Genomic DNA, 23138 nt, shown 5'->3' with positions numbered 1-23138 from the left:
AGGCGGGTACTGGATGGCCCAGGCCCGCCTCCACCTGTCACCGGTTGGCGCCAAGTGCCGCCCAGGCCTTGTCCCGGCGTCCGGCCATCTCCCGGCGGGCGTCCAGGGCATCAGCAAGGCTGACAGCCACAAACCGGGTCGCCGTCCCGGGAGCCGCCCTGGCAACCAGGTCCATGTCGGCACTGATGACGGTGCCCACCATCGCATAACCGCCGCCCGAGACGGCATCGCGGTGCAGGATGATCGGCTGGGTGCCGCCCGGAATCTGGATGGACCCCACGGCGTACCCTGCGTCCACAATGTTGGAGGGGTCCGAGCCGGCGCCGAAAGGCTGTTCCCGCTCCCTCCATTTCACCCCTGGCCCGGAGTAGCGCAGACCCATCCGGTCAGCCACAGGAGTCACCTTCCACTCCTCGTTCAGGAGACTGCCCAGGCCTTCTTCAGTGAGGCGGTGATCGTACAACCCCAGCACAATCCGGACTTCCTGCTCTTTGGCATAAACGGGCCGGAACTCCTCCGGAACAGTTTCGGCCTGCGGGAGTTGTCCGCCGTTGAGGGGAGTGCCCACGGGAACCACATCACCCGCTTCAAGTTTCCGGCCTTTGAAGCCGCCGATACCGCCGAGACTGTAAGTGGACCGGCTTCCGAGCACCTCCGGGACGTCGATGCCGCCCTGGACCGCGATGTAATAGCGGGTTCCGCCCTGAATGACGCCGAAGGAGAGCTGGTCCCCGGCCTTGAGCGGCAGGCGGCTCCACTGGGGCCGCGGCTCCCCGTTGACCTTCACCTCCACCGGGGCACCCGTGACGACGATGACGGCATCGCTGTCGGTGGTCAGCACGGGGCCGAGATAGGTGCACTCAAGGACCGCTTCCCGCGCCGTGTTTCCCACCAGGGCATTGCCGAGCTCGGCGGAGTACTGGTCCATGGAACCGCTTTGCGGGATGCCCACGTTGTAGTGGCCCGCGCGCCCCTGGTCCTGGACAGTGGTGGCCAGGCCCGGGTTTCCAATTTCAAATGCCATTGAGGGCCTCCATGAGTTCACGGTTGTAGCCTTCGGGATCGGCCAGGGCTTTGGACAGCTCGAATGTCACCGGCGCCTGCCGGTAGCGGAAGGTTCCGGCCGAGATTTCGGCCTGGATTGCGTTGTATTCCGCCTCGGTAACCGGTTTGAACTTCACGATGTCCCCGGGCCGGAAGAACACCATGAAATCCTTGAAGTCCGCCAGCGCCTGGCCGGGATCAAAGATGGGGGCCGCGGCCACGCCGAACATCTGGTACCCGCCGGCCCCGCGGACGGAATAGATGCAGCCGAAGCATCCTCCGTGGCCCACGGTCAGTTTGGGGGTGTCGGTCCGTGGGCTCAGGTACTTGGGGACCTCCAGCTGCTTGTCGCGGTCCACCAGCTGGAACAGGAACGGCAGCCCGGCCACGAAGCCAACCATGGACACCAGCCAGGGCTGTTCGTGGTGCCGCTGGATGAACTCCGCTGCGTCCTTGAGGTGGTTGACCTTGGCTGCATAGTCGATGTCGCTGCCCTCGGGCTCCTGGTGGAAGCCTTCCCGGAACCGCTGTGCCACCTCGGCGGTGAAGGGGTCCTCGTACCAGACGGGAACTTCAACGATCCGCGTCTCAAGCGCCCGCTCCTGGTGGTTCATCAGGTCCCGTTCGATGTCGCGGACGGCACTTTCCAGCTGTTCCGGCGGCAGGACGTCGGGATCGAACCGCACCAGCAGGGACGCGTTGGCTGGGCAGATGTCCACGATTCCCGGGAACCGGGACTCGGAGAGCCTGCCCGCGATGGACATGACCTTGAAGTTCGCGGGCAGGCTCATGGCCTCGGAGACTTCCACGAACAGGAATTCGTCCCCGCCCCAGGTGTAGCGCGCACCCGGAAGGACGGCGGTTTCGGTGGTCATTTTGCCCCCATCAGGTCGGCTGCGGTTTCGATGAACTTCGAGTGGTGGCTGACGTTGGCAAATTCAGGCCGTGCCAGCAGGGCCGTGTGGACGGGGATGGTGGTCTTGACCCCCTCAACGTGTGTTGCCTCCAAAGCCGCCAGGGTAGCTGCGATCGCGGCATCCCGGTCCGGGGCGTGAACGATCAGCTTGGCCAGGAGGGAGTCGTAGTACGGGCTCACCACCGAACCTGCCTCCACTCCGGTGTCCACCCGGATTCCCTCACCCGATGGCCATTCCAGGGAGCGGATGGTTCCGGGGCTGGGGAAGAAGTGGTGGTTGGGGTCTTCGGCGTTGATCCGGCATTCGATGGCGTGGCCGGTGAAGCGCACATCGTCCTGGGAAATGGACATGGATCCGGTGGAGGCAATCAGCAGCTGCTCACGGACCAGGTCCACCCCGGTGATTTGCTCGGTGATGGGGTGCTCCACCTGGATACGCGTGTTCATCTCGATGAAGGCGGCCTCGTGGTTGACGGGGTCGTAGAGGAACTCCACGGTCCCCGCTCCGTGGTAGCCGCATTCGCGGGCAAGGGCCACGGAAGACTCCCTGATGGTGCTGCGGACGGCCTCCGGAAGGTTGGGGGCGGGCGCTTCCTCCAGCACCTTCTGGGAACGGCGCTGCATGGAACAGTCGCGGTCGCCCAGGTGGATGAAGTTGGTCCCGTCGCCGAGGACCTGCACCTCAACGTGGCGGGCATGCTCCACGAACCGTTCCAGGTAAACGGTGGCGTCGCCGAAGACGGCAGCGGCCTCGCCCCGGGCCATTTCGATGGTTTCAAGGAGCTCGCTTTCGTCGTGCACGAACCGGATGCCCCTGCCGCCGCCTCCGGCCGAGGCCTTCACCACCAGCGGGTACCCGATACCGCGGGCAATTTCGACGGCGTCAGCTTCAGGGTCCAGCGGGCCGTCGGACCCCTTGAGTACGGGGACTCCTGCCTTGGCTGCAGCCTCCCGGGCCAGGGACTTGTTGCCCATCATGCCGATGGTGTCTGCGTTGGGGCCCACCCAGGTCAGGCCGGCGTCCGCCACCTTGCGGGCGAAGTCGGCATTTTCGGAGAGGAAGCCGTAGCCCGGATGCACGGCGTCGCACCCCTGTTCCCGGGCGGCGGTGACCAGGGCGTCCTGGTTCAGGTAGCTGGCGGCGGCCTGGGCCGGGCCAATCACCACGTACTGGTCGGCTGACCGGGCTGCCAGTGATTCCACGTCGGCCTCGCTGACCCCCAGGACCGTTTCGATGCCCATTTCGCGGGCGGTCCTGGCGATCCGTACGGCGATCTCGCCTCGGTTTGCGATGAACAGTTTCATGGGCTGCCTTTATCCTTCCCGGATGACGACGATGGTGTCGCCCGGGTTGACCATTTCGCCTTCGTTGACTTCGAAGGATTCAAGGGTTCCGGCAACGTCGGACTGGATCTCGGTGAACTGCTTCATGATTTCCACGATGCCGATGGTCTGGCCGACTTCGATGGTGTCGCCTTCATTGGCGAATGGGGGTTTGCCCGGTCCGGGCTTGCGGTAGAAGACTCCGGGAAGGGGTGAAACGATCGTGGCCATGTGCTGCTCGCTTTCAGGAGTGGGTGGATCGGGATGAGTCGAGTGCCCTGCGCACCGCGGAGGCGACGGCGACGGCATTGGGAGCATCGGAGTGGACGCAGATGCTCTGGAACCTGATGTCCAGGGGAGTGCCGTCGACGGCGGGCACCGGCTCGCCTGCCATCGCCCGGCTGACGCGTTCTGCGGCAGCGGCCGGGTCGGTGGGCGCGGGCCGGCGCTGGATAAGGAGCTCGCCGGCCGGGCCGTAATTGAGGTCCACGTAGAGTTCGGCAACAAAGTCCACGCCCATGGCGCGGCACACCGATTCGTGGGCAGTTCCGGCCAGGCCGTAGAACGGAACACCGAACTGTTTCGCCGTTCCGGCCGCCGCCTGCATGAGCTCTTCGTCACCGGCGAGCATGCCGTACAGGGCGCCGTGGGGTTTGATGTGGTTGAGGGACAGCCCGTTCTTCGCCAGGAAGGCGGTCAAGGCCCCGGTCTGGTAGAGGATGATCGACTCAACCTCGTCGGGGGTGAGGACCATGCGGCGGCGGCCGAAACCCATGGGATCGGGGAGCCCGGGATGGGCTCCGACCGCCACTCCGTGTTCGGCAGCAAGGGCCACTGTCCGGTTCATGACGTCCGGGTCCCCGGCGTGGTAGCCGCAGGCGACGTTGGCGACGTCGATAATCTCCATGAGGGCGACGTCATTTCCGAACTCGTGCAATCCAAAGCCCTCACCCATGTCCGAATTCAGGAGCACCTGGGCAGGCGTGGTTTCCGTCACGTTTTTTTGCATGCAGGCAACGGTACAGAGCCCGCGACCCCGCCGGAATTGGGCGGATCGCCGAATGTGGACACACGGATTATGCTTTTTGCACTAACCCGAGGAGTTGCCATGCGTGTTGCCGATCTCCTGGCGGATCCGGCGCTGAACATCCGCCTTGCCGTACCGGGCAGTCCGGGACGCCTCGTCCGGCCGATCGCCTGGTGCGCCCCCACGGAGCACATGGACCCCACGCCCTTCCTCAGCGTCAACGCGCTGCTGCTGACCAACGGGATGGGCCTCAACGTCAAGGACTACCGGATCTGGGATGCCTACGTTGAGCGCCTGATGTCCGTGCCGGTGGCGGGTCTGGTTTTCGGCCTGGGCGCCGCGCACAGCGAACTGCCGGCCGGCCTGGTGAAGGCCTGCGAAGCCCATGGCCTTCCTTTACTTGAGCTGCCTCCGCAGGTGCCGTTCGTCCTGGTGATGAGGCATGTGGACCAGCTCATCGCGGCCGAACGCTATGCGGAGCTGCGCGCCGGGTGGGAGCTGGCAGATGAGTGCACCAGGCTGGCGGCGGGCGGCCACTCCGTGGCGCAGGTACTGGAGCGGGTAGCCACCGCCATCCGGGCGCGGGTGGCGGTCCTTGACCACAACGGCTTTGAACTCATGTCCGCAGGAACAGCTGAGGGCGGAACCGCCCGGACCACGCTGAGCCTGCCCAGCGGCGGAATCCTCCGGTTCAGGCTGGCCATCGAGGGGATCAAGAGCAGCCTGGTACTGCAGCCACTCTTGGGGCCGGTGGCTGCGGTCATTGCCATGCAGCTGAGCTACACCCTGGGTTCGCGGTCGCCCCTGCATTCGCGGGAGGCCGCACGGTTCATGGAGGCGCTCTACGAGGCCAGGGGAACGCCGACGCCGGCCCTTCGGCGTTACGCCGCGGAAGCCGGGTTCGAGCCGGACGGGGAGTGGGGCACGGTGCTGATCGGCGGGGCAGGGGAGGTTGCGCCGGCCAAGCTGAGGACCATCGCGTGGCGGGTGCGGGTGGGCCTGCAGGCTGAATTCAGGACGGTGCGGTTCATGGAGGAGGCCGGCCTCACCACCGTGCTGGTGCAGCGCGGGGAAGCCGGGATGGAGCTGATGGACGCCGTCCGGAAGTCCTTCCAGGACGCGCCGGAACTGTCCGCCGTCGTCTCCGGGTGCACGAACCTGGACGAACTGCCCCTGGTGCTGCAGCTGGCCCGCCGCCGGGTAGGTGAGCCGGGGCTCCACCAGGCGCCGGTGGCAGACCTTGCCGGCGTGGTGGAGGGCCTGCCCGGGCCGGGGCTGGTGGGAATGTCCCGGCGCCTGCTGGCCCCATTAATGCCCGACGGCGGCACGGCCCTGCGCGAAACGCTTGAGGCGTACCTGCGGCACAGCGGGAATACCCGTGAGACCTGCAAGGAGCTCTTCATCCACCGCAACACCCTGACGTACAGGCTGCGCAGAATCGAGGAGCTTCTGCATGTGGACCTTGATGACGGCGAAGTCCGCGCCACCTGCCTGCTGGCATTGAAGATCGTGGGTGCCGGGACCTAGGTGGCGGCCACCTCCGCCGCCGCCCTGGCGGCGCTGCTTTCCCGCACGCACAGCGTGGGCTTCAGCCGTTCGGGCTCGGGCTTTTCACCCCTGAGCACGGCCTGCATCAGCTGCACGGCCGTCCGCCCAATATCCGCCATCGGGGAGTGGACCGAGGTCAACGGAATAGGAAGTTCGGCCGCCAGGGAGGTGTCGTTGTAGCCCACCACGGCCACATCCCCACCCACCGTGAGGCCGTGGGAGCGCAAGGCTCCCATGGCTCCAATGGCGGCGAAATCGTTGACGGCGAAGATGGCGGTGGGGCGCGGCCTGCCGCTGGCGAGGATCTCCTCCCCGGCCTCCCGGCCCCCGGCCGTATCGAACCTGGACCACACCACGTCATCGTCGGACATGGTGCCGCCCAGCGAACGCCAGCGGTCCCGGAAGCCGGCCGTGCGGTCGACGGCGGTGCTTGCGTACGGTTCACCGGCAATCACCGCAACCTGCCGGTGGCCCATCTCCCACAGGTGGCTGGCCACGAGTTCGCCGCCGACCACGTCGTCGCAGGTCGCGGACGGGTAGCCGGGCACCCGGCGGTTCATGAGGACGAACGGGACGTTCCGGTCTGTCAGTTCCTGCAGGAGGCCGCCGTCAAGATGGGCGTCGCCGATGATGAGGCCGTCCACCCGGCGCGCCAGCATGAGGTCGATCTTCCGCCGCTGTTCCTCGGGATCATCCCGGGAGTTCATCACGAAGGCGGAGTACCCCACCTCGGCCGAGGCCTCGTCGATGCCCTCGTACATGATGGCGAGGACCAGGTCCGAAAGCCGGGGGACGATGACGCCAAGCAGTTTGGTCCGGCGGGTGCGAAGGCTGGCGGCCTGCGGATCGGGGGAGTAACCGAGCTTGCGGGCCAGTTCACGGACGCGCTCTGCGGTGGCGGCCGAGGCGGCTCCCTTGGCCACGTCGGAGCCGGAATGCAGGACCCTGGAGACGGTGGACGGGTGGACGCCCAGTTCCCGGGCCAAATCCTTCAGCGTTACCGTCCGGCCGCCGTCGGCCTTTTCTTTCATGTCCATCTCCTGCCCACCGGGGCCACTGTAGCCCAGGACCGCCGCCCGGGTCCGCCGGCAGGGCCGCAATGACGGCCCTTGACGTGACCCGCTTCACATCCTATAGTCTTTTTTCAACGCTACCCAAACGTTTGGGTAGGCGATCCCAAGACCTCCTTCCGGCGCCCCCATCCCTCAGCGCCGACCCCTTGCCCATGTACACCGCAATTTCGTGGAAAGTTACCCAATCGATTGGGTTGCGGACCTCGCAAGCGAACACCGGAGCAGAAATGACCCTTACCGACTCCCACGTCGTATTGCTGGCGACCGGAGGCACCATCTCGTCCCGCTCTTCCCAGGGCGGGGGCGCCGTCGCATCCGATACCGGCGAGCAGGTGTTCAAAGCCCTCGGCGCACCCGTTTCCCACCCTGTCCGGGTGCTGGACGTTTTCCAGAAGGGGTCCTACCTCCTGACGTTCGAGGACATGCTCAGGATCTGCGCCACCATCAAGGACGTCCTCAAGGACCCCAAGGTCCTGGGCGTGGTGGTGACCCATGGGACGGACACCATGGAGGAGACCGCCTACCTTGCAGACCTGACCCACAGCGACGAGCGGCCGGTGGTCTTCACCGGTTCGCAACGGGCCGCTGACTCCGACGCTCCGGACGGGCCGGACAACCTGGCCCGGGCCATCGCCGTCGCGGGTTCCAAAGAGGGGAGGGGAAAAGGCGTGATGGTGCAGTTCGCGGGCACCATCTTCCCGGCCGCCGGCGTCAGGAAAAGCCAAACTCTTCGGCTCAATGCCTTTGCGAACCCCGATTTTGGGGTACTTGGCCAGGTATCAGCCCAGGGAGAAGTTGCAATGGCGGGCAGTGGCAGCAGGCTCGAGGCCTTGCCCTTGCCCCAGCCGGGCGGCCGCTCCCCACGGGTGGACCTCGTCGCCGCCTACCCCGGCGCCGACGCCACCCTGATGCACGCCGCCCTTGAAGCAGGAGCGGAAGGCATCGTCCTGCAAGGTACCGGAAGTGGCAATGCCAACCGCAGCCTCTGCTCCGAGGTCGCCGCCGCGGTGGCGTCCGGCGTCGTGGTGGTCACCAGCACCCGCGTGGACGTCGGACCCGTGGTCCCCATCTACGGGGCAGGCGGGGGAGGCGAAGACCTCCGGGCCGCCGGGGCCATCGGCTCCGGCCACCTCCGGCCGTCACAGTCGCTGATCCTGCTCAGCCTCCTGCTCAGGACCAACCCCGACCGGACGCGGATCACCGACGTCTTCACCCAACGAGGGAGGCCTCCTGAACCTTCCGCCTGACACCCCAGAACATCCCGGTTTATACACATTGAAAGGAAAATCTCATGGCTAAGGACATTCAAGTCGCCTTCGGCGTGGACGTGGACGCAGTGGCGGGCATGCTCGGCTCCTATGGAGGCGAGGACTCCCCGTGCGACATCAGCCGGGGCCTGTTCAGCGGCGAAGTTGGGGGACCCCGGCTCATCCGCCTGTTCCAGAAATACAACCTCCCGGCCACCTGGTTCGTGCCGGGCCACTCGATCGAGACCTTCCCCGAACTGACGCAGATGATCGTCGACGCCGGACACGAGATCGGCGTGCACGGGTACTCGCACGAAAACCCGATCGCCATGACCCGGGAACAGGAGACCGCCATCCTGGACCGCTCGATTGAACTGATCGAGAAGGTGTCCGGGCGCCGGCCCACGGGCTACGTGGCGCCGTGGTGGGAATTCTCGCCGGTCACCAACGAAATCCTCCTTGAACGGGGCATCAAGTACGACCACTCGCTGATGCACCGCGACTTCGAGCCGTACTACGTCCGCGTGGGCGACTCGTGGAAAAAGATCGACTACACCAAGGACGCCCAAACCTGGATGGAGCCGCTGGTGCGCGGGGAGGAAACGGACCTGGTTGAGATTCCGGCCAACTGGTACCTGGATGACCTGCCTCCCATGATGTTCATCAAGGCGGCGCCGAACTCGCACGGGTTCGTCAACCCCCGCGACATCGAGGAGATGTGGCGCGACCAGTTCGACTGGGTTTACCGCGAAATGGACCAGGCCGTCTTCACCATGACCATCCACCCGGACGTCTCCGGCCGCCCGCAGGTGCTGCTCATGCTTGAGCGCCTGATCGAACACATCAACTCCCATGAGGGCGTTACCTGGTGCACCTTCGACCAGATCGCCGATTCCTTCCTTTCCCGCAGCCCCCGTAAGGACAACAAGTCATGACCGTTCAAGATCCGGCTGTCGACCTGTCGCAGCCCCGCCCGGACGAGAAGCGCCGCTTCCCGGTCTTTTCCAAGCGCCACACCACCACCGCAACCGTCCTTGCCCTGCTGGCCTGGACCGTGGCCGTCTTCGACTACGGCCTGTTCGGCACCCTGCTGCCGGCCATGCAGCAGGAATTCGGCTGGTCCGCCCCCGAGGCATACGCCATCAACACCTGGATCGCCGTCGGCACCGCCATCGTGTGCTTCGGCATCGGCCCGGTCATTGACCGGCTGGGACGGCGCAAAGGCATGATGACCACCATTGGTGGGACCGCCGTCGTCTCCGCCCTTACAGCCGCAATTCCTACCGGAATTCCGTTCCTCAGCAACGCCATGCTGGTGGTGGTCCGTTCCTTCGGCGGGCTCGGCTTCTCCGAGCAGGCCGTGAACGCCACCTACATGAACGAGGTCTACCAGGTCACCGAGGTGGCTGATAAGCGTAAGCGCCCCGGTTTCCACTACTCCTTCATCCAGGGCGGCTGGCCGCTCGGCTTCCTGCTGGCCAGCGCACTGGCCCTGGCCTTCCTGCCCTCCCTGGGCTGGCGCGCCCTGTACCTGATGGCCACCATTCCGGCCGCCGTCATCGTCTGGGTCATCGCCAAGAAGCTCAAGGAAACACCCCAGTTCGAGTTGCACCACAAGCTGACCGAGCTCGAAAAGCACGGCAAGACGGATGACGCGCACGCCCTGGCCCACGCCTACGGCGTGGAGCACTCCTCGGCAGCCCCGCTCAAGCGGATCTGGGAACCGCACCTGCGCCGGAACACCTTCGTGTTCTCGCTCGCCTGGATTGTGAACTTCTTCGGCATCACCATCTTCAGCGTCCTGGGCAGCTCCGTGCTCAAGAACGCGAAAGGCGTGGAACTCTCGGACGCCTTCTGGATGCTGATCGTCATCAACCTGCTGGCCTACTTCGGCTACGTCTTCCACGGCTGGCTCGGTGACAAGATCGGCCGGAAGCGCACCATCATCGGCGGCTGGATCCTTTCCGGCATCTCCTTCTCCATCATGCTCAGCCCCATCGCCACCAGCCCGTTCATGATCATCCTGACCTACGGCGCCGGCCTGTTCTTCCTGGTGGGCCCGTACGCCGCCATCCAGTACTTCATGGCCGAGTGCTACCCGGTGAGCTGCCGGGCCACCGGAACCGCCTTCATCGGCGCCATGAGCCAGCCCGGAACCATCCTCGGCGGCGCCATCTTCACCGCCATTGCCGCCGGTGCCGGCACCGGCACTGCAGCCCTGTGGGTCGGAGCCCTGGGCACCCTGGTCTCCGGACTCCTGATGATCGCCGCCAAGCCCCCTGCTGAAGCCCTGATGGAGGACCACCCCCATGACGTCGCCTAACAACGTTGCCATCATCACCGGTGCCGCCAGCGGCATCGGCCGCGCCCTGGCCGTCCACTACGCCCACAGAGGGGTGGCGTCCGTCATCGGCACCTTCCCCGGCGATCCCCATGACCCCGAGGAAACCCTCCGCTTGGTCAAGGAGGCCAACGGTGAAGCGGTGATCCACGAAGTGGACGTCCGCACCACCGCATCCGTGGACGCCCTGGCCCAGCGGGCCGTGGACGAGTACGGCCGGCTGGACTATGCCATCGCCAACGCGGGCATCCTCCGCAATTCCCCGCTGGGGGAGATGACGGACGAGCGCTGGCACGACATGCTCAACGTGGACCTCACCGGCGTGCTGCGCACGCTGCGAGCGGGGGCGGAGAGAATGACCGACGGCGGCGCGCTGGTTGCCGTGTCGTCCATCGCCGGCGGGGTGTACGGGTGGGAGGAACACGCCCACTATGCCGCCGCCAAGGCAGGCGTCCTGGGTCTGGTCCGGAGCGTGGCCGTGGAGCTCGGCCCGCGGAAGATCCGCGCCAATGCCGTGATCCCGGGGCTCATTGAGACCCCGCAGTCCCTGGACCCGGTGAATTCGCTGGGGCCCGAGGGGCTGAAGCGGGCCGGGAACGACATTCCCTGGGGCCGGGTGGGCAAGCCGGAGGAAGTGGCCAGCGTGATCGGGTTCCTCACTTCCGATGACTCCCGCTACATCACGGGGCAGGCCCTGGTGGTTGACGGCGGCCTCACCGTGAAGATGCGCGCCTGACAGCCCTGCGAAGGAAAGGACACCATGAACACATCGACCCATGCCACTGACGAAGACTCCGGGAGCGCTTTGTCCGGGAACGGCAGAGGGGTGGTGGTCACCGGCGGTTCCAGCGGGATCGGCAAGGCCATCGCCGAGGCCTTCCTGGCCAACGGAGACCGGGTGGCCGTGCTGGATCGGGCCGGAGGGGACGGCACCATCCGCGTGGACGTTGCGGATGAAGCCAGTGTGCGGGCTGCCTTCGCCGAAGCCCGGGACAGGCTGGGCGGGATCGACGTCCTGGTCAACAGCGCGGGCCTGCTGACGGAGTCCCCGCTGGAGGACATGTCCCTGGCCATGTGGAATGAGACCCTCACGGTGGACCTGACCGGTGTGTTCCTGTGCTGCCGGGAGGTGGTGGGGGAGATGCGGCAGCGGAAGTGGGGCCGCATCATCAACATCGCCTCCCAGCTGGCCATCAAGGGCGGCGTGGGGCTGACCCACTACAGTGCCGCCAAGGCCGGCGTGGTGGGCCTTTCCAAGGCACTCGCCCTGGAAACGGCGGCGGACAATGTCCTGGTCAACTGCATCGCCCCGGGGCCGATAGAAACGCCGCTGGTGGAGGGCATCTCGGAAAGCTGGAAGGCCGCGAAACGTGCCGAGCTGCCGCTCCGGCGCTTCGGGACGCCGGCCGAAGTGGCCCCGGCCGCCCTGCTGCTGGCCAGCGACCCTGGCGGAAACCTGTTTGTGGGACAGACGCTGGGGCCTAACTCCGGCGACGTCATGCCGTAGGGGAAGGGAACGAACATGTGCGGTGCCTGCGGAAGGACAACCGTTGCCGACCCTGCTCTGGGACCGGTGCGCACAATGCGGCAGCACCTGATCGTGGCAGGCACGATCAACGCGGTTTGCACCGGCCTTCCGGGTGCCCCGAAGGTGACGGCCCTCAAGGATGGCTGGCAGATAACCGGACCCTCCGGGGCTTCTGCCCAGTGCCAGACCCTCGAAGAACTGTGGACCGCCGCGCTCGCCTGCTTTCCTGACGCTTCTGTTCTGGAGCGCCTGCGCAGGCGCCGGAAGGCGTACGCAGCTGATCCAGCCAACGCGGGCCTGCCGGCGCGCGCGGCTGGGCTGCTGCCGGACCCGGCCGCAGCCAAATACCCCAAGGAGATTATTGAATGACTGATTACACCCCGCTCTGGTCACCCATCCGGATCGGTTCCACGGAACTGGACAACCGGGTTGCGCTGGCCCCCATGACACGGATCAGCGCCACGGAGGACGGGCACGCCACGGAGAGAATGGCTTCCTACTACCGGGGGTTCGCGCGCGGCGGCTTCGGGCTGCTGATCACGGAAGGCATCTACCCGGACACCGCCCACAGCCAGGGCTACCACCACCAGCCCGGCATCGCGACGGAGGAGCAGGCCCAGTCCTGGGCGACAGTGGTCGACGGCGTCCACGCGGCGGGTTCGAAGATCTTCGCCCAGCTGATGCATGCGGGGGCACAGAGCCAGGGGAACCGCTTTGTCACTTCCTCGGTGGGACCATCGGCGGTGGCACCCAAGGGGGAGCAGTTGGGGTTCTACCGCGGCGAAGGCCCGTACCCCGTGCCTTCCGCAATCACCTTGTCCCAGATGAAAGAGGTGCGGGATGGCTTCGTCACGGCCGCGCTGCACGCGCAGAGGGCCGGGTTCGACGGCGTCGAGATCCATGGTGCCAACGGGTACCTGCTGGACCAGTTCCTCACGGACTACCTGAACCAGCGCGAGGACCGCTACGGCGGCTCAGCGGAAAACAGGGTGCGGCTCGCCGCTGAAATCTGCCACGATGTCCGCGAGGCCGTTGGCCCGGACATGACGGTGGGGATCCGCATCTCCCAGGCCAAGGTCAGCGACACCGACCACAAGTGGAGCGGGGGAGTGGAAGAAGCCGAAGTCATTTTCGGCACGCTGGGCGCGACCGGCATCGATTTTGTCCACACCACCGAATACCGCGCCACCGAGCCCGCGTTCGCCGATGCTGGGGAAAGCCTGGCTGTCTTGGCGAAGAAGTACTCGGGCCTGCCGGTGATCGCCAACGGCCAACTGGATGATCCGGACACCGCCGTGTCCCTGCTGGCAGAAGGCGCGGCGGACGTGGTTGCGCTCGGCAAGGCCGCCCTGGCCAACCGGAACTGGCCGCACCTTGTCCGCAACAACCTGGAATTCGAGGAGCTGGACCCCGCCATCTTCGCTCCGCTGGCGGATGTGAAGGACTGGGAATTGGAGGATCCCGCCTAGGCAGACCACTTTCGATGACGGTGCGGCAGTGGCAGGATGTTCACAAGTGTTGGGCTCCTGCCAGCCAAACCGGCCGGAAGAACGACGGCGTGTGCCCAGCGTGATCAGCGAGGCGGCGGTGAGCGTGGCCATGACAGAGCACAACGGGCAGCAGCGGCGGCTGAAGGTATCCGACGTCAATGTGGTGAACCACCGGACGCTGCGGAAGGCGCTGGGCGGGACCATCGTGGGCAACACGATGGAGTGGTACGACGTTGGTGTGTTCGGCTACCTGATCACCACCATGGGGCCGGTGTTCCTGCCCGAGGCGGACAAGGCGGTGCAGAACCTGTTCCTGCTGGGAACGTTCGCCGCCACGTTCATCGCCCGGCCGCTGGGCGGCATCTTCTTCGGCTGGCTGGGGGACAAGATCGGCCGCCAGAAGGTGCTCGCCATGACGCTGATGCTTATGGCCGCCGCAACGTTCGCTGTCGGCCTGCTTCCGGGGTACGGGGTGCTGGGCCTCTGGGCTGCGGTGCTGCTGGTGGCCACCAAGCTGGTGCAGGGGTTTTCCACCGGCGGCGAGTACTCGGGAGCCACCACCTTTGTGTGCGAACACGCGCCGGACCGGCGCCGGGGCTTCTACGTCAGCTTCCTGGACATGGGCAGCTACCTCGGTTTCGCGGCCGGCGGGGCGGTGGTATCGGCGCTTCAGCTGGCCCTGGGCCAGGAGCAGATGGGGGAGTGGGGCTGGCGGATCCCGTTCCTGGTGGCCGGTCCGCTGGGTATCGTCGCCGTCTACTTCCGGATGAAGATCGAGGAGTCGTCCGCGTTCAAGGCCACGCTGGAAGCCGAAGCCGTGGCGGCGAAGCATCCGGAGACGGGAGAGGAGCTCCGGCCGGTAGGGCCGGTGGGCATTGTGAAGGCGCACTGGCGGCCCCTCGTGCTGGCCATGATCCTGGCGGCGGCGGCCAATACGGTGGCCTACGCCCTGACGTCCTACATGCCCACGTACCTGACCAGCAACAAGGGGTACGACGAGGTTGAGGGGACGCTGCTGACCCTCCCGGTCCTGGTGGTCATGGCGTTGTGTATCCCCTTCACCGGGCTACTCTCTGACCGGATCGGACGCCGTCGGGTGCTGTGGATCGGGGCGTTGAGCACTGTGGTGTTCGCGGTTCCCGCGTTCCTGGCGATAGCGGTGGGCAGCGTCCCGGCAACGCTCCTGGGCCTGGCCCTCATCGCCTTCCCGGTGGCGTTTTCGGTGCCGAACCTCGCCTCGGCGCTGCCGGCGCTGTTTCCCACCGAGCACCGGTACTCCGCCATGGGCATCGCCTACAATCTGGCGGTAGCCATCTTCGGCGGGACGGCCCCGTTCATCATCGCGGCCCTCATCGAACTGACCGGCAATGACATGATGCCGGCCTACTACCTGATGGCGGTGGCCGTGGTTGCCGCCGTGGCCATCCGGTTCCTGCCCGAATCAGCCGGCCGGCACCTGCCCGGGTCCATGCCCAGCGTGGACTCGGAGGAAGCCGCCCGGAAGCTCGTGGAGACGCAGGACAACAACCCGCTGCTGGACCTGGACTCACTGCCGTTCGAGAGCAGTTTTGAGACCGCGCGGGCGGAGCACAAGGGGCGGCCCGGTAAGCCCACCGTAATGTGATGCAGGGACGTCCCGTGGGATGTTCCAGTACATGGGGGCCCAGCCGATGAAGTGACGCCCCGGCTTTGACGCGGCGGCGCCTCCGGGTTAGTGGGTCAGGCCGTTCCGTACCGCGAACAGTGTGGCACCCACCCGGTTGGTTGCACCGATCTTGGCGTAGATGTGCTCCACGTGGTTGCGGACGGTCTTGCGGGCCAGAAACAGGCTGGCGGCTATCTCAGCCGGGGTCATGCCGCGGCACAGCATGCCCAGGATTTCCACTTCCCTGGGGGTAAGCCCGGCCGGAGCGGCAGGCCGGCGGTGGGGCTGCTGGCCGGCCGATGTAAGCACGGCGTCTGCAGCCTCGCGGCTGATCCGGCAGGCTGAAACTTCCTGCCGAAGCCTGGCGGCTGCATCGGCCGGCGTGAGCGCGGCCCGGTGCGGACGCGGCTCCAGGGAGGCATGGTAGGAGTCTGCGGCCGCCAGGATCCGCTGCTTGATCCCGAGCTCCGTTCCGTCAATTCCGCGTGGGTAGCCTGACCCGTCCAGCCGCTCATGGTGCAGCCCGGTCAGGGCCGCCTCGCCCTTCAGCCCGGGGACGCGGCTGAGGATCCGTTCCCCGAGGTACGGATGCATGTGGATGCGTTCCAGATCCGCCCGGGAGAGCGGCTCCTTCTTGTCCCACACCTGGTTGGATACTCCCAGCCGGCCGATGTCGTGCACCCATCCTGCCCGGCGGAGCTGCGTGACGTCGTCGGCCGGCAGCCCGTGTATCTCGCCGGCGGCCGCTGCGAGGGCCGCCACGGCGCGGGAGTGCCCGGCGGTGTAGGGAGATTTGAGGTCGGCGAAGTCACCCACCGCTTGGAGGACCGCGTCCAGTTGGGGGCCGGACAGGGGAGCGTCGGTGGGAGCCAGGTCCAGGGCCGCCTGCCAGCAGTCGACCTCGAGGAGTCCTTCGGTGAGCGCCTCGGCCTGGTCGATGAATAGCCCGGCCAGGGCGGGATCGAACTGGCTGCCGCGCCGCGCCCGTACCATCGCCACAGCACCGGCCACACCCTCCTGCCGCAGGAACACCTCTGCCGTATCCGCGAGGTGCATGATCCGCATTTCCAGCGGGATGTCCGGCCCCGCGACTCCCTCCGGCAGGCCCTTGCCGTCCCACCGCTCAAAGGTGTGGGCAAGCAGTCCTGCCACGCCGCCGTCGAGCCCCACATTGGTGGCCAACACCCCGGCGGAAATACAGTGCGAGGCAATCATGTTGCGCACGGCGGTGCTGCCCGTCGCCGCGAAACGCGTCCAGTATGCAAAGCGGGCCAGCGGCGGGAGGCCCGCGCCGGCATGGCTGAACATGCCGGCGTACATGGGCAGTCCGTGCTGGTCGCGGTTGTAGTAATCGGCGCGGAAAGCGATATCGTCCGTGAACAGCGCTGCCAGTTCGAAGGAATCCGCGTGGCAGCCGATCCAGGCCACCTGGTTGGCGTAGTAGAGCCTGCCCTGGCCGGCGGCGTCAACGCCCGCTGCCTTGGCGATCCGCAACGCCAGCAGGCAGGACCGCAGCATGTGCTCCATCGGTTGCCCCAGGCCCAGGTCGATGGCGAGGGACAGCGCGGCCAGGACTTCACTGCGTCGGGGTCCAGCCGTTGGCTGCTTCACACGTGCCATTCTAGGGAAGCCATCGCCTCGGGCAGTAGGGGTCGGCGGGCCGTAGGGACCGGCCCGCCGCCATCACGCCGCCTGGTTCTTCCGGGCCCTTATGCGCGCGGATTCCGCTTTGCCGGCACGGGCGGTGGACGGGAACCGCACGCCCACCCGGGCTCCGAACAGTCCACGTTGCGGAAGCCAGAAGTCCGCCAGGTGGTCCTGCACCGCCAACGCCCCGGGCCGTCCCGCGTCCTCACCCAGGATGGTCGCCTGGGAATCCGTGACCAGCCACAACTGCCGGGGCTGGGCCTGGAACGTCTGGCCGTTGGGCACCACACCGGAGACCTTCATCTTGCCGGCGTTCAGCAATGGCCCCGCGAATGCTCCCATGGCGTGGAGCACGGGCTCACTGCGCCACAGCGTTTCGGGCATCCGGACGGCCATGGCGGTCAGTATTGAGGTGGCCGCGGAGGTGCCCAGCTGCAGGCGCCAGTCAATGACGCCCGGAACCGTAATGACCGCGGTGAACGGCCCGCTCCACTGGATGTTGACGTCGGTCTCCACCGTATGGTGCACGGCCGCCCCGAAGTAGCGTGCGCAGCTGAACTCCGGTGCGGTGTTGGCGTAGATGGTCCACTCGCCGCCGGGCGTGCGGTGCCAGACGGAGCGGTAGCCGGGGCCAACGGAGCTCACCGGAAAATCCCGGAACGCCAGGTAATGGCCGCTGGTAAAAGGCAACCCCAGGACGGCGTAGCCGGCGAAATGCTCCGCTGGGTCTTCCGGAAGGTCGGCAAGTGTCGGTGTTGCCTCTGCTGATGACTGCGGCTGGTAGGTGGTCATGGCCGCCTCCTTTTCTCTATGCCCTGAGACTAGGACCGGTCCGCAGCAAGGGCATGGGGCAACTGCCCCATTTGGCATCGGCTTTTACGCGGCGTCGATGGCGTCGAGCCACTCCAGGAACGTCTGGTGTCCGACGGCGGATCCCGGCGCCGGGATCAGGCCGCCGTTGCGCATTGCCTTGCCCATGGGGCCGGGAAGGTGCAGCGGAACGATCCGTTTTTTCTGCTGCGTCTTGGCCAGGTAGGCCGCGACCAGGCCTTTCAGTTGTTCCGTCCGCGGGCCGCCGAGGTCCGGGAGGCGTCCCGTCGGGCCGGCCTCGGCCGCGGTCACCAGGGTCTCGGCCACCTCTTTTGCCGACACCGGCTGGGTGACCATGGTGGGCACCATGACCAGCGGACCCACGGAGGCGGCCTTGATGGACATCGGTACGAACTCGTGGAACTGGGTGGACCGGAGGAGGGTCCAGGGAATGCCGCCGTGCCTGACTTCGTCCTCCTGCACCAGCTTCCCGGCGTACAGTCCTGAATTGGCCTTGTCGATGCCCACGATGGACAGCGCCACATGGTGCTTTACGCCGGCTTTTTTCTCGGCCGCCAGCAGGTTCTGGGTGGCGTTGGTGAAGAAGTCCACGGCTTTCTTGGTGGAAAGGGTCTGGAGGCCGGAGACGTCGATGACGGTTTCGACATCCTGGAGTGCATGGTCGAGGCCACGCCCGGTGACCAGGTCCACTCCTTCGGTGCGGCTGAGGCTGACCACATCATGCCCGCGCTCCCTGGCGATGGCCACAACGTGGCGGCCCACTGTACCGGTTCCCCCGGCAACGGCAATCCTCATGGAAGAAATCCTAAGCCGGTCCTACGACAAAACGCCGGTGTTTTTCAGTGTCCCTGCCGTGTGGTGTGCGCGCACTGGGGAGTGCGGTTCGGGCTGATGGCCCGCTGCAGGTCGCCCCGGGTGGGGGAGAGCGTGGACTAACCCAGGCCGCGGGGCTGTGGTGCCTCCATGGCCGTCTCACGGGTGTTCTCCGCGTAGTACGAACGCAGGCCGTGCTTCACGCCCAGCCGGATGATCCAGTACAGAAGTGCCACGCCGATGGCGATCGGCACAATCAGAACTGCCGCGTTGAGCAGCATCCAGGCAATATCCACAGTGTCCCCCAATGCGAGTTTCTTTTAGCCTCTCACGAACGCAGTGGGCACAGCGAAGGCTCCGTCCTCAGGGGACGGAGCCTTCAGTTCGGCATGCGCTGCTCGCCGGTTCGAGGAGGTCCGGGTTTCCGCATTCGCTGTAAGCGATTGTCTTCATGACTGGGACAACCAGTTGCCTTGGTTTGTCTATGCCGGATGTGGCCGGGAAGCGGCGTATCGCACGCATGGGGTGGCCAGATTGCAAAGGCTGGTTATTTGAGATGACAGAGCTTTGGAGAATGACGTGTCGAGTCAGGGGGTGATGAACGGAAACATAATAGGCTCGTCCTCATTAGCCCCAGTCTTGCTGGCACGCGGCATTTGGCTAGGAGGAGACGAACAAATGGACACTGCTGTTCGAACGCCCTTAGAGGTGTTCACGATGCCGCAGCACCTCGTTGTGCCCTTGTTTCAACGCCCATATGTGTGGGAGCAGGACAATCAGTGGGTACCGTTGTGGCAGGATGTTCGCCGATTGGTGGACTTGAGGCTTGCCAACCCTGCAGCCTCGCCGACGCACTTTTTGGGTGCGGTCGTTTTGCAGTCAATGCCTGGTCAGATGGGTTCGCTGCAGTCTTGGTCGATAATCGATGGCCAGCAAAGGCTTACAACTTTGCAGCTGTTATTCGACGCAGCGGCCTCGGTCTTTGAGGCGGCAGGAGTAGACCAGGTTACCGGCCAGCTTGAAGCTTTGACACAGAATCCGATCGCTTTTGTGCAGGGAGAAGACGTTCCGCTCAAGCTGCGTCATTCCAATCGCGACCGGGAGGCCTATGACGAAATCATGCTCACCGATCCTCCGGTCGCATACCCCACACTGAATCATGCTTCCTCACTGATCCCCCGAGCTCATCAGTACTTTGCTGAACAGATTGCATCGTGGACGTGTGAAGCGGGAGACGAAATGGTCGCAGTAAGGGCCAATGCGCTTGCCAACGTCCTTACCCAGTCACTACAAATCGTTGTGATAGGTCTGCGCGCAGACGAGAATTCCCAGGAGATATTCGAGACCCTGAATGCAAGGGGGACGCCCTTAACTGCTGCCGACCTAATCAAGAATTTTGTCTTTCAGCGTCTTACTGCTGAGGGCATAGATACGCATATGGCATACAGGGACCTGTGGCCGTTTGACACGAAGTTTTGGGAAAAGGAGATCAGCGTGGGGCGATACCCCATCTCACGCAGTTCACTGTTCCTGAATCAATGGCTCGTCTCCAGAGTAGGAGAAGAGATTGGCCCGAAGTCAACCTTCACCCGCTTTAAGCATTATGTGGAGCACGAGGCCAGCTTCCCGATGGCAACGCTATTGAGGAGCATTAAAGATCAGGCGAGCCAATACCAAAGATGGACAGAACGCGCGGCCGATCCGCATGCGGAGCTCAGCGTCGTTGAGATGTGTGTTTACCGCAGTCAAGCTGCCGAGATTGAGGCACTAAAGCCGGTGTTGTTGTGGCTTCATGAGCCTGGGTCAGAGGTCTCGCAGGGCCCTCGGGACAAAGTTGTTGCCATGCTGGAGAGCTGGTTCATGCGGCGAGCGTTGCTTAGACTTTCGTTGGGTGACATGGGGCGAGTCGTTGCCGAACTAATCGGTGTTCATCGTCGTATTGCTGACACCGACTTGGTGGAAAGTATCGAACGCTCTCTTACTAATCTGAATGCAGCCAGTACCTATTGGCCCGGGGACGAGGAACTGCGCACAGCACTGGCCGCCGATGCAGCGTATAGGCGCTTCAGACGGGGCCGCCTGCGTATGTTTCTCGAAGCAGTCGAGGATCACTACCGAGGATATACGGGCTCCACCCCGTCCGCGACCGGAACGCGCGTTGCACGAGTAGGCCTCCCCATTGAACACTTAATGCCTCAAAGTTGGACCCAGCATTGGCCGGTGAGCGACCTAGCGGAAGAAGTGGAGCGCGAATCGCACATACATAGGTTCGGGAACCTTACTCTTCTAACCGCGACTCTAAACTCTGCAGTGTCCAATGGGCCTTGGCTGGGAGAGAACGGGAAACGCGCCAAACTCGAACGCCACGACGTTCTTCTAATGAATCGTAGAATCCGCGAACTTTCCGTTGACGGTTGGAGCGAGAAGGAGATCGACCACAGGACCTCCGACGTTGCGGATGCACTTATAGCAACTTGGCGCATCCCGGAGGGCCACGTCGGCGTCGTAAGCACGGGGCCGGTGGCAGGGTTACCGGAGACAAGCACGCGTGAACTTGTGGCATCGGGGCTTCTTCCGGTGGGGACCGTGTTGCGGGCTCGGTACGGCCAATGGGCCGATCGCAAATGCGAAGTGCTTGCAACTGGCGAGTTGCTTACGGACGATGGGAAGAAGTTTTCAACCCCTTCAGGCGCTGGTCATCACATTCGTAAGGGTGCCACCAATGGCTGGTCCTTCTGGGAACTACCCGATGGTCGTCGTCTCAGCGCTCTCCGAACTGAGTATCACGAGACACACCGCACAAAGCAGGAAGCAAAGATGAACGAGCCGAAGTAAATTGTCCTGGCTATAACCAGCCACCGGAAACGGTCGCACTGCCGTGGGAATTACCTAACCAATCACTGCAGCCTTCGCCGCCCGTGTTGCGTTCATCCACTCGGTCAGCCACGGGGCCCGGACGCTGGACGTGATCCGGCAGTCGGCAACGAACGTCCCATGAGCCCCGGCATCGATCCACTCCTGCAGTGCGGAAAGGTCTGATAGTGAGCGGATGACAGCGGACTCCGCCCCCAAAGCCCGCGCCACACCACTGAAGTCCACCTCCGGAATCAGCATCGGTTTCTCGGTCAGGCCCTGCGAGCCGTACTGGTGGATCTCGGCCCCGTAGGCGGCGTCGTTGTAGATCACCACGATCGCGCTCCGGGCCGCACCGATCAGTGATTCGAGGTCGGCCAGCCCCATCAGGAAGCCGCCGTCGCCGGAGGCCAGCACCAGCGTGCGGCCGTCCTCCACCGCCCGGGCTGCCCCGACGGCGCTCGCGAGTCCCAGCCCGATCGACTGGAAGGCGGTGCCCACCATCACCAGGTCCTGCGGCCGCGGGATGTTCCAGTACATGGGCGCCCAGCCGATGAAGTGGCCGCCGTCCTGGACCACTGTGCGGCGCTCCGGAATCACGGTTTCCAGCGCGATGGCGAGGGCGCGCGGGTCCAGCCGGCCGTCATTAGTTTCCACAGAACCGGCCTCATGCCCCGGCCCCGAAGCGAGGCGCCGCGAAGCTTCTGCCCGCCAACCAGCCAAAGCGGCCTCGCCGTCCAGCAGCAACAACAGTCGGGAAGCAGCAGACTTCACATCCGCCTGAACGAACAGGTCCACCCGCGGGTTGGTCGGCTGCAGGGCGGTGTCGATCTGGATGACCGTGCTGTCCGGGCCCAGCAGGTGCCCGAACCGCAGGGTGAACGGGCTCAGGCTGGCCCCGGCCACCAGGACCACGTCGGCCTCGCCCATGAGCCCGGCCGCGGTGTCGGTGCCGAAACCGCCGGCCACGCCCAGGTACCCCTCGCCATTGAGGAGGTTGAGCGCTAGGGCGGTTCCGGCGGTCAGTGCGCCGAGCCGGTCGGCGAGTTCGCGGAGTTCCGGGCCGGCGCCGGCCAGGTGCGCGCCGCGGCCGGCGAGGATCAGCGGCCGCCTGGCCCCGGCGAGCAGGCGGGCCACCTGCCCAAGGTCCGTGCCGCCGTCGTGCGTCACCTGAGGTGCCGCCGGTTCTGGAAGGTCCTCGTCCCCGGCCTCGAGTGCGGCGACGTCGTACGGGATGGCAAGCACGACGGCGGTGCGCCGGGTGAGTGCATACTCCACCGCCTGCCGGGTGATGGCACCCGCGGCGTCGCGGGTGACGGTGAAGGTGGCTGCGCCCAGGCCGGCGGCGATGGCGGCCTGGTCCACGTCCCAGGGCCGGGCGCCGCTGGTGGGCGCGTCCCCGGTGACCAGCACGGCGGGGATCTGCGCCTTGACTGCCTCCGCCAGGGCGGTGAGCGCGTTGGTGTAGCCGGGCCCGTAGGTGGTGGTGCCCACTGCGAGCCGTCCGGACGCCCGGTAGTAGGCGTCGGCCGCGGCGATGGCGGCACCCTCATGCCGGACGGGGGTGAAGCGGAGGCCCTGCTGCTCCACGGCGTCCAGGAAGTAGACGTTGCCGTTGCCCATGACGCCGAAGACGTCGCTGACATAGCTGCTGAGAACCTGCGCCACGCGGCCGGAGACGGTGAGAGTAGTCATGCAGGCATCGTGTGTCCTGCATCTCACATTTGCAATACCGCTGGATGCTGCTGGGACTTTTGGCAGCAGGAGGAGATGACGCTGACAATTTGCCCATTTGTAGCGCCGGTCACGCGC

The 23138-nt window shown here is 65.6% G+C and carries 21 protein-coding genes; 10 read left to right on the top strand and 11 right to left on the bottom strand.

Features of this window, described 5'->3' with window-relative positions:
• Window positions 1-37: 37 nt before the first annotated feature.
• Genes ASG86_RS09135 through pxpA form a run of 5 tightly spaced genes read right to left on the bottom strand, consistent with a single transcriptional unit; the run spans window position 38 to window position 4292 of the window.
• Window positions 38-1024, bottom strand: coding sequence for a biotin-dependent carboxyltransferase family protein (locus ASG86_RS09135; protein WP_056332803.1), 987 nt, complete (start codon window positions 1022-1024; stop codon window positions 38-40).
• Window positions 1014-1919 (bottom strand): 5-oxoprolinase subunit B family protein, encoded by a 906-nt coding sequence (locus ASG86_RS09130; protein ID WP_056332799.1) that lies wholly within the window; start codon window positions 1917-1919, stop codon window positions 1014-1016. The genes ASG86_RS09135 and ASG86_RS09130 overlap by 11 nt, the downstream gene beginning before the upstream one ends.
• Window positions 1916-3265 (bottom strand): acetyl-CoA carboxylase biotin carboxylase subunit, encoded by a 1350-nt coding sequence (locus ASG86_RS09125; RefSeq protein ID WP_056332797.1) that lies wholly within the window; start codon window positions 3263-3265, stop codon window positions 1916-1918. Before ASG86_RS09125 ends, ASG86_RS09130 begins: the two co-directional genes overlap by 4 nt.
• A gap of 9 nt (window positions 3266-3274) precedes the next feature.
• Window positions 3275-3514 carry an acetyl-CoA carboxylase gene (locus tag ASG86_RS09120; RefSeq protein ID WP_043448830.1) on the bottom strand — a complete coding sequence of 80 codons (240 nt, stop codon included), beginning with the start codon at window positions 3512-3514 and terminating at the stop codon, window positions 3275-3277.
• A gap of 13 nt (window positions 3515-3527) precedes the next feature.
• Entirely contained in the window at window positions 3528-4292 is a 765-nt protein-coding gene (pxpA, locus tag ASG86_RS09115) for a 5-oxoprolinase subunit PxpA (RefSeq protein ID WP_056332794.1), read from the bottom strand.
• 99 nt (window positions 4293-4391) lie between these two features.
• Between pxpA and ASG86_RS09110 the strand changes: the two genes are divergently transcribed.
• On the top strand, window positions 4392-5837 hold the full coding sequence (locus ASG86_RS09110; RefSeq protein WP_056332791.1) for a PucR family transcriptional regulator: 1446 nt from the start codon (window positions 4392-4394) through the stop codon (window positions 5835-5837).
• On the opposite strand, the gene ASG86_RS09105 is transcribed toward ASG86_RS09110, so the two are convergent.
• On the bottom strand, window positions 5834-6889 hold the full coding sequence (locus tag ASG86_RS09105) for a LacI family DNA-binding transcriptional regulator (protein WP_056332788.1): 1056 nt from the start codon (window positions 6887-6889) through the stop codon (window positions 5834-5836). The genes ASG86_RS09110 and ASG86_RS09105 overlap by 4 nt on opposite strands.
• 269 nt (window positions 6890-7158) lie before the next feature.
• Here ASG86_RS09105 and ASG86_RS09100 point away from each other — a divergent pair, with 269 nt between their 5' ends.
• The 8 genes from ASG86_RS09100 (at window position 7159) to ASG86_RS09065 (ending at window position 15161) form a co-directional block, all read left to right on the top strand.
• Window positions 7159-8178 carry an asparaginase gene (locus ASG86_RS09100; protein WP_056332785.1) on the top strand — a complete coding sequence of 340 codons (1020 nt, stop codon included), beginning with the start codon at window positions 7159-7161 and terminating at the stop codon, window positions 8176-8178.
• Between the two features lie 44 nt (window positions 8179-8222).
• Complete coding sequence (locus ASG86_RS09095) at window positions 8223-9113, top strand: polysaccharide deacetylase family protein (RefSeq protein WP_056332781.1); 891 nt, start codon at window positions 8223-8225, stop codon at window positions 9111-9113.
• Window positions 9110-10501 (top strand): MFS transporter, encoded by a 1392-nt coding sequence (locus tag ASG86_RS09090; RefSeq protein ID WP_056332779.1) that lies wholly within the window; start codon window positions 9110-9112, stop codon window positions 10499-10501. Before ASG86_RS09095 ends, ASG86_RS09090 begins: the two co-directional genes overlap by 4 nt.
• Complete coding sequence (locus ASG86_RS09085) at window positions 10488-11255, top strand: SDR family NAD(P)-dependent oxidoreductase (RefSeq protein WP_056332776.1); 768 nt, start codon at window positions 10488-10490, stop codon at window positions 11253-11255. Before ASG86_RS09090 ends, ASG86_RS09085 begins: the two co-directional genes overlap by 14 nt.
• A gap of 24 nt (window positions 11256-11279) precedes the next feature.
• Entirely contained in the window at window positions 11280-12026 is a 747-nt protein-coding gene (locus ASG86_RS09080; RefSeq protein ID WP_056332773.1) for an SDR family NAD(P)-dependent oxidoreductase, read from the top strand.
• Window positions 12027-12101: 75 nt separating this feature from the next.
• Window positions 12102-12416, top strand: a complete 315-nt coding sequence (locus ASG86_RS09075) for a hypothetical protein (protein ID WP_162253497.1) — start codon at window positions 12102-12104, stop codon at window positions 12414-12416.
• Window positions 12413-13516 carry an oxidoreductase gene (locus tag ASG86_RS09070; RefSeq protein WP_056332767.1) on the top strand — a complete coding sequence of 368 codons (1104 nt, stop codon included), beginning with the start codon at window positions 12413-12415 and terminating at the stop codon, window positions 13514-13516. The genes ASG86_RS09075 and ASG86_RS09070 overlap by 4 nt, the downstream gene beginning before the upstream one ends.
• A gap of 130 nt (window positions 13517-13646) precedes the next feature.
• Window positions 13647-15161, top strand: coding sequence for an MFS transporter (locus ASG86_RS09065; protein WP_056332992.1), 1515 nt, complete (start codon window positions 13647-13649; stop codon window positions 15159-15161).
• Window positions 15162-15248: 87 nt separating this feature from the next.
• Here the strand turns inward: ASG86_RS09065 and ASG86_RS09060 are convergent, their stop codons facing one another.
• From ASG86_RS09060 to ASG86_RS09045, 4 genes are all read right to left on the bottom strand, one after another.
• Entirely contained in the window at window positions 15249-16793 is a 1545-nt protein-coding gene (locus ASG86_RS09060) for an HD domain-containing phosphohydrolase (RefSeq protein ID WP_235565148.1), read from the bottom strand.
• A 72-nt stretch (window positions 16794-16865) separates the two neighbouring features.
• Complete coding sequence (locus ASG86_RS09055; protein ID WP_056332760.1) at window positions 16866-17621, bottom strand: hypothetical protein; 756 nt, start codon at window positions 17619-17621, stop codon at window positions 16866-16868.
• Between the two features lie 84 nt (window positions 17622-17705).
• Window positions 17706-18455 carry an SDR family oxidoreductase gene (locus ASG86_RS09050; protein WP_056332756.1) on the bottom strand — a complete coding sequence of 250 codons (750 nt, stop codon included), beginning with the start codon at window positions 18453-18455 and terminating at the stop codon, window positions 17706-17708.
• A gap of 137 nt (window positions 18456-18592) precedes the next feature.
• Window positions 18593-18781, bottom strand: coding sequence for a hypothetical protein (locus ASG86_RS09045; protein WP_056332753.1), 189 nt, complete (start codon window positions 18779-18781; stop codon window positions 18593-18595).
• A 370-nt stretch (window positions 18782-19151) separates the two neighbouring features.
• Between ASG86_RS09045 and ASG86_RS09040 the strand changes: the two genes are divergently transcribed.
• A complete protein-coding gene (locus ASG86_RS09040; protein ID WP_200946211.1) occupies window positions 19152-21308 on the top strand; it encodes a GmrSD restriction endonuclease domain-containing protein in 2157 nt (718 codons plus the stop codon).
• Between the two features lie 54 nt (window positions 21309-21362).
• On the opposite strand, the gene ASG86_RS09035 is transcribed toward ASG86_RS09040, so the two are convergent.
• Complete coding sequence (locus tag ASG86_RS09035) at window positions 21363-23021, bottom strand: thiamine pyrophosphate-binding protein (protein ID WP_056332750.1); 1659 nt, start codon at window positions 23019-23021, stop codon at window positions 21363-21365.
• Between the last annotated feature and the right edge of the window lie 117 nt (window positions 23022-23138).

The organism is Arthrobacter sp. Soil764, assembly GCF_001428075.1.
In the GTDB taxonomy this organism is placed as follows: Bacteria; Actinomycetota; Actinomycetes; order Actinomycetales; family Micrococcaceae; genus Arthrobacter.
Note: the sequence above shows the minus strand (reverse complement) of the source record. Positions and strands in the feature narration are given on the sequence as shown.

Coding starts and splice junctions, on each gene's coding strand:
- ASG86_RS09090 (WP_056332779.1), top strand. CDS start 9,110: ATGACCGTTCAAGATCCGGCTGTCGACCTGTCGCAGCCCCGCCCGGAC.
- ASG86_RS09040 (WP_200946211.1), top strand. CDS start 19,152: ATGGACACTGCTGTTCGAACGCCCTTAGAGGTGTTCACGATGCCGCAG.
- ASG86_RS09100 (WP_056332785.1), top strand. CDS start 7,159: ATGACCCTTACCGACTCCCACGTCGTATTGCTGGCGACCGGAGGCACC.
- ASG86_RS09065 (WP_056332992.1), top strand. CDS start 13,647: ATGACAGAGCACAACGGGCAGCAGCGGCGGCTGAAGGTATCCGACGTC.
- ASG86_RS09075 (WP_162253497.1), top strand. CDS start 12,102: ATGCGGCAGCACCTGATCGTGGCAGGCACGATCAACGCGGTTTGCACC.
- ASG86_RS09135 (WP_056332803.1), bottom strand. CDS start 1,024: ATGGCATTTGAAATTGGAAACCCGGGCCTGGCCACCACTGTCCAGGAC.
- ASG86_RS09105 (WP_056332788.1), bottom strand. CDS start 6,889: ATGAAAGAAAAGGCCGACGGCGGCCGGACGGTAACGCTGAAGGATTTG.
- ASG86_RS09050 (WP_056332756.1), bottom strand. CDS start 18,455: ATGAGGATTGCCGTTGCCGGGGGAACCGGTACAGTGGGCCGCCACGTT.
- ASG86_RS09035 (WP_056332750.1), bottom strand. CDS start 23,021: ATGACTACTCTCACCGTCTCCGGCCGCGTGGCGCAGGTTCTCAGCAGC.
- ASG86_RS09095 (WP_056332781.1), top strand. CDS start 8,223: ATGGCTAAGGACATTCAAGTCGCCTTCGGCGTGGACGTGGACGCAGTG.
- ASG86_RS09110 (WP_056332791.1), top strand. CDS start 4,392: ATGCGTGTTGCCGATCTCCTGGCGGATCCGGCGCTGAACATCCGCCTT.
- ASG86_RS09125 (WP_056332797.1), bottom strand. CDS start 3,265: ATGAAACTGTTCATCGCAAACCGAGGCGAGATCGCCGTACGGATCGCC.
- ASG86_RS09080 (WP_056332773.1), top strand. CDS start 11,280: ATGAACACATCGACCCATGCCACTGACGAAGACTCCGGGAGCGCTTTG.
- pxpA (WP_056332794.1), bottom strand. CDS start 4,292: ATGCAAAAAAACGTGACGGAAACCACGCCTGCCCAGGTGCTCCTGAAT.
- ASG86_RS09130 (WP_056332799.1), bottom strand. CDS start 1,919: ATGACCACCGAAACCGCCGTCCTTCCGGGTGCGCGCTACACCTGGGGC.
- ASG86_RS09085 (WP_056332776.1), top strand. CDS start 10,488: ATGACGTCGCCTAACAACGTTGCCATCATCACCGGTGCCGCCAGCGGC.
- ASG86_RS09120 (WP_043448830.1), bottom strand. CDS start 3,514: ATGGCCACGATCGTTTCACCCCTTCCCGGAGTCTTCTACCGCAAGCCC.
- ASG86_RS09070 (WP_056332767.1), top strand. CDS start 12,413: ATGACTGATTACACCCCGCTCTGGTCACCCATCCGGATCGGTTCCACG.
- ASG86_RS09055 (WP_056332760.1), bottom strand. CDS start 17,621: ATGACCACCTACCAGCCGCAGTCATCAGCAGAGGCAACACCGACACTT.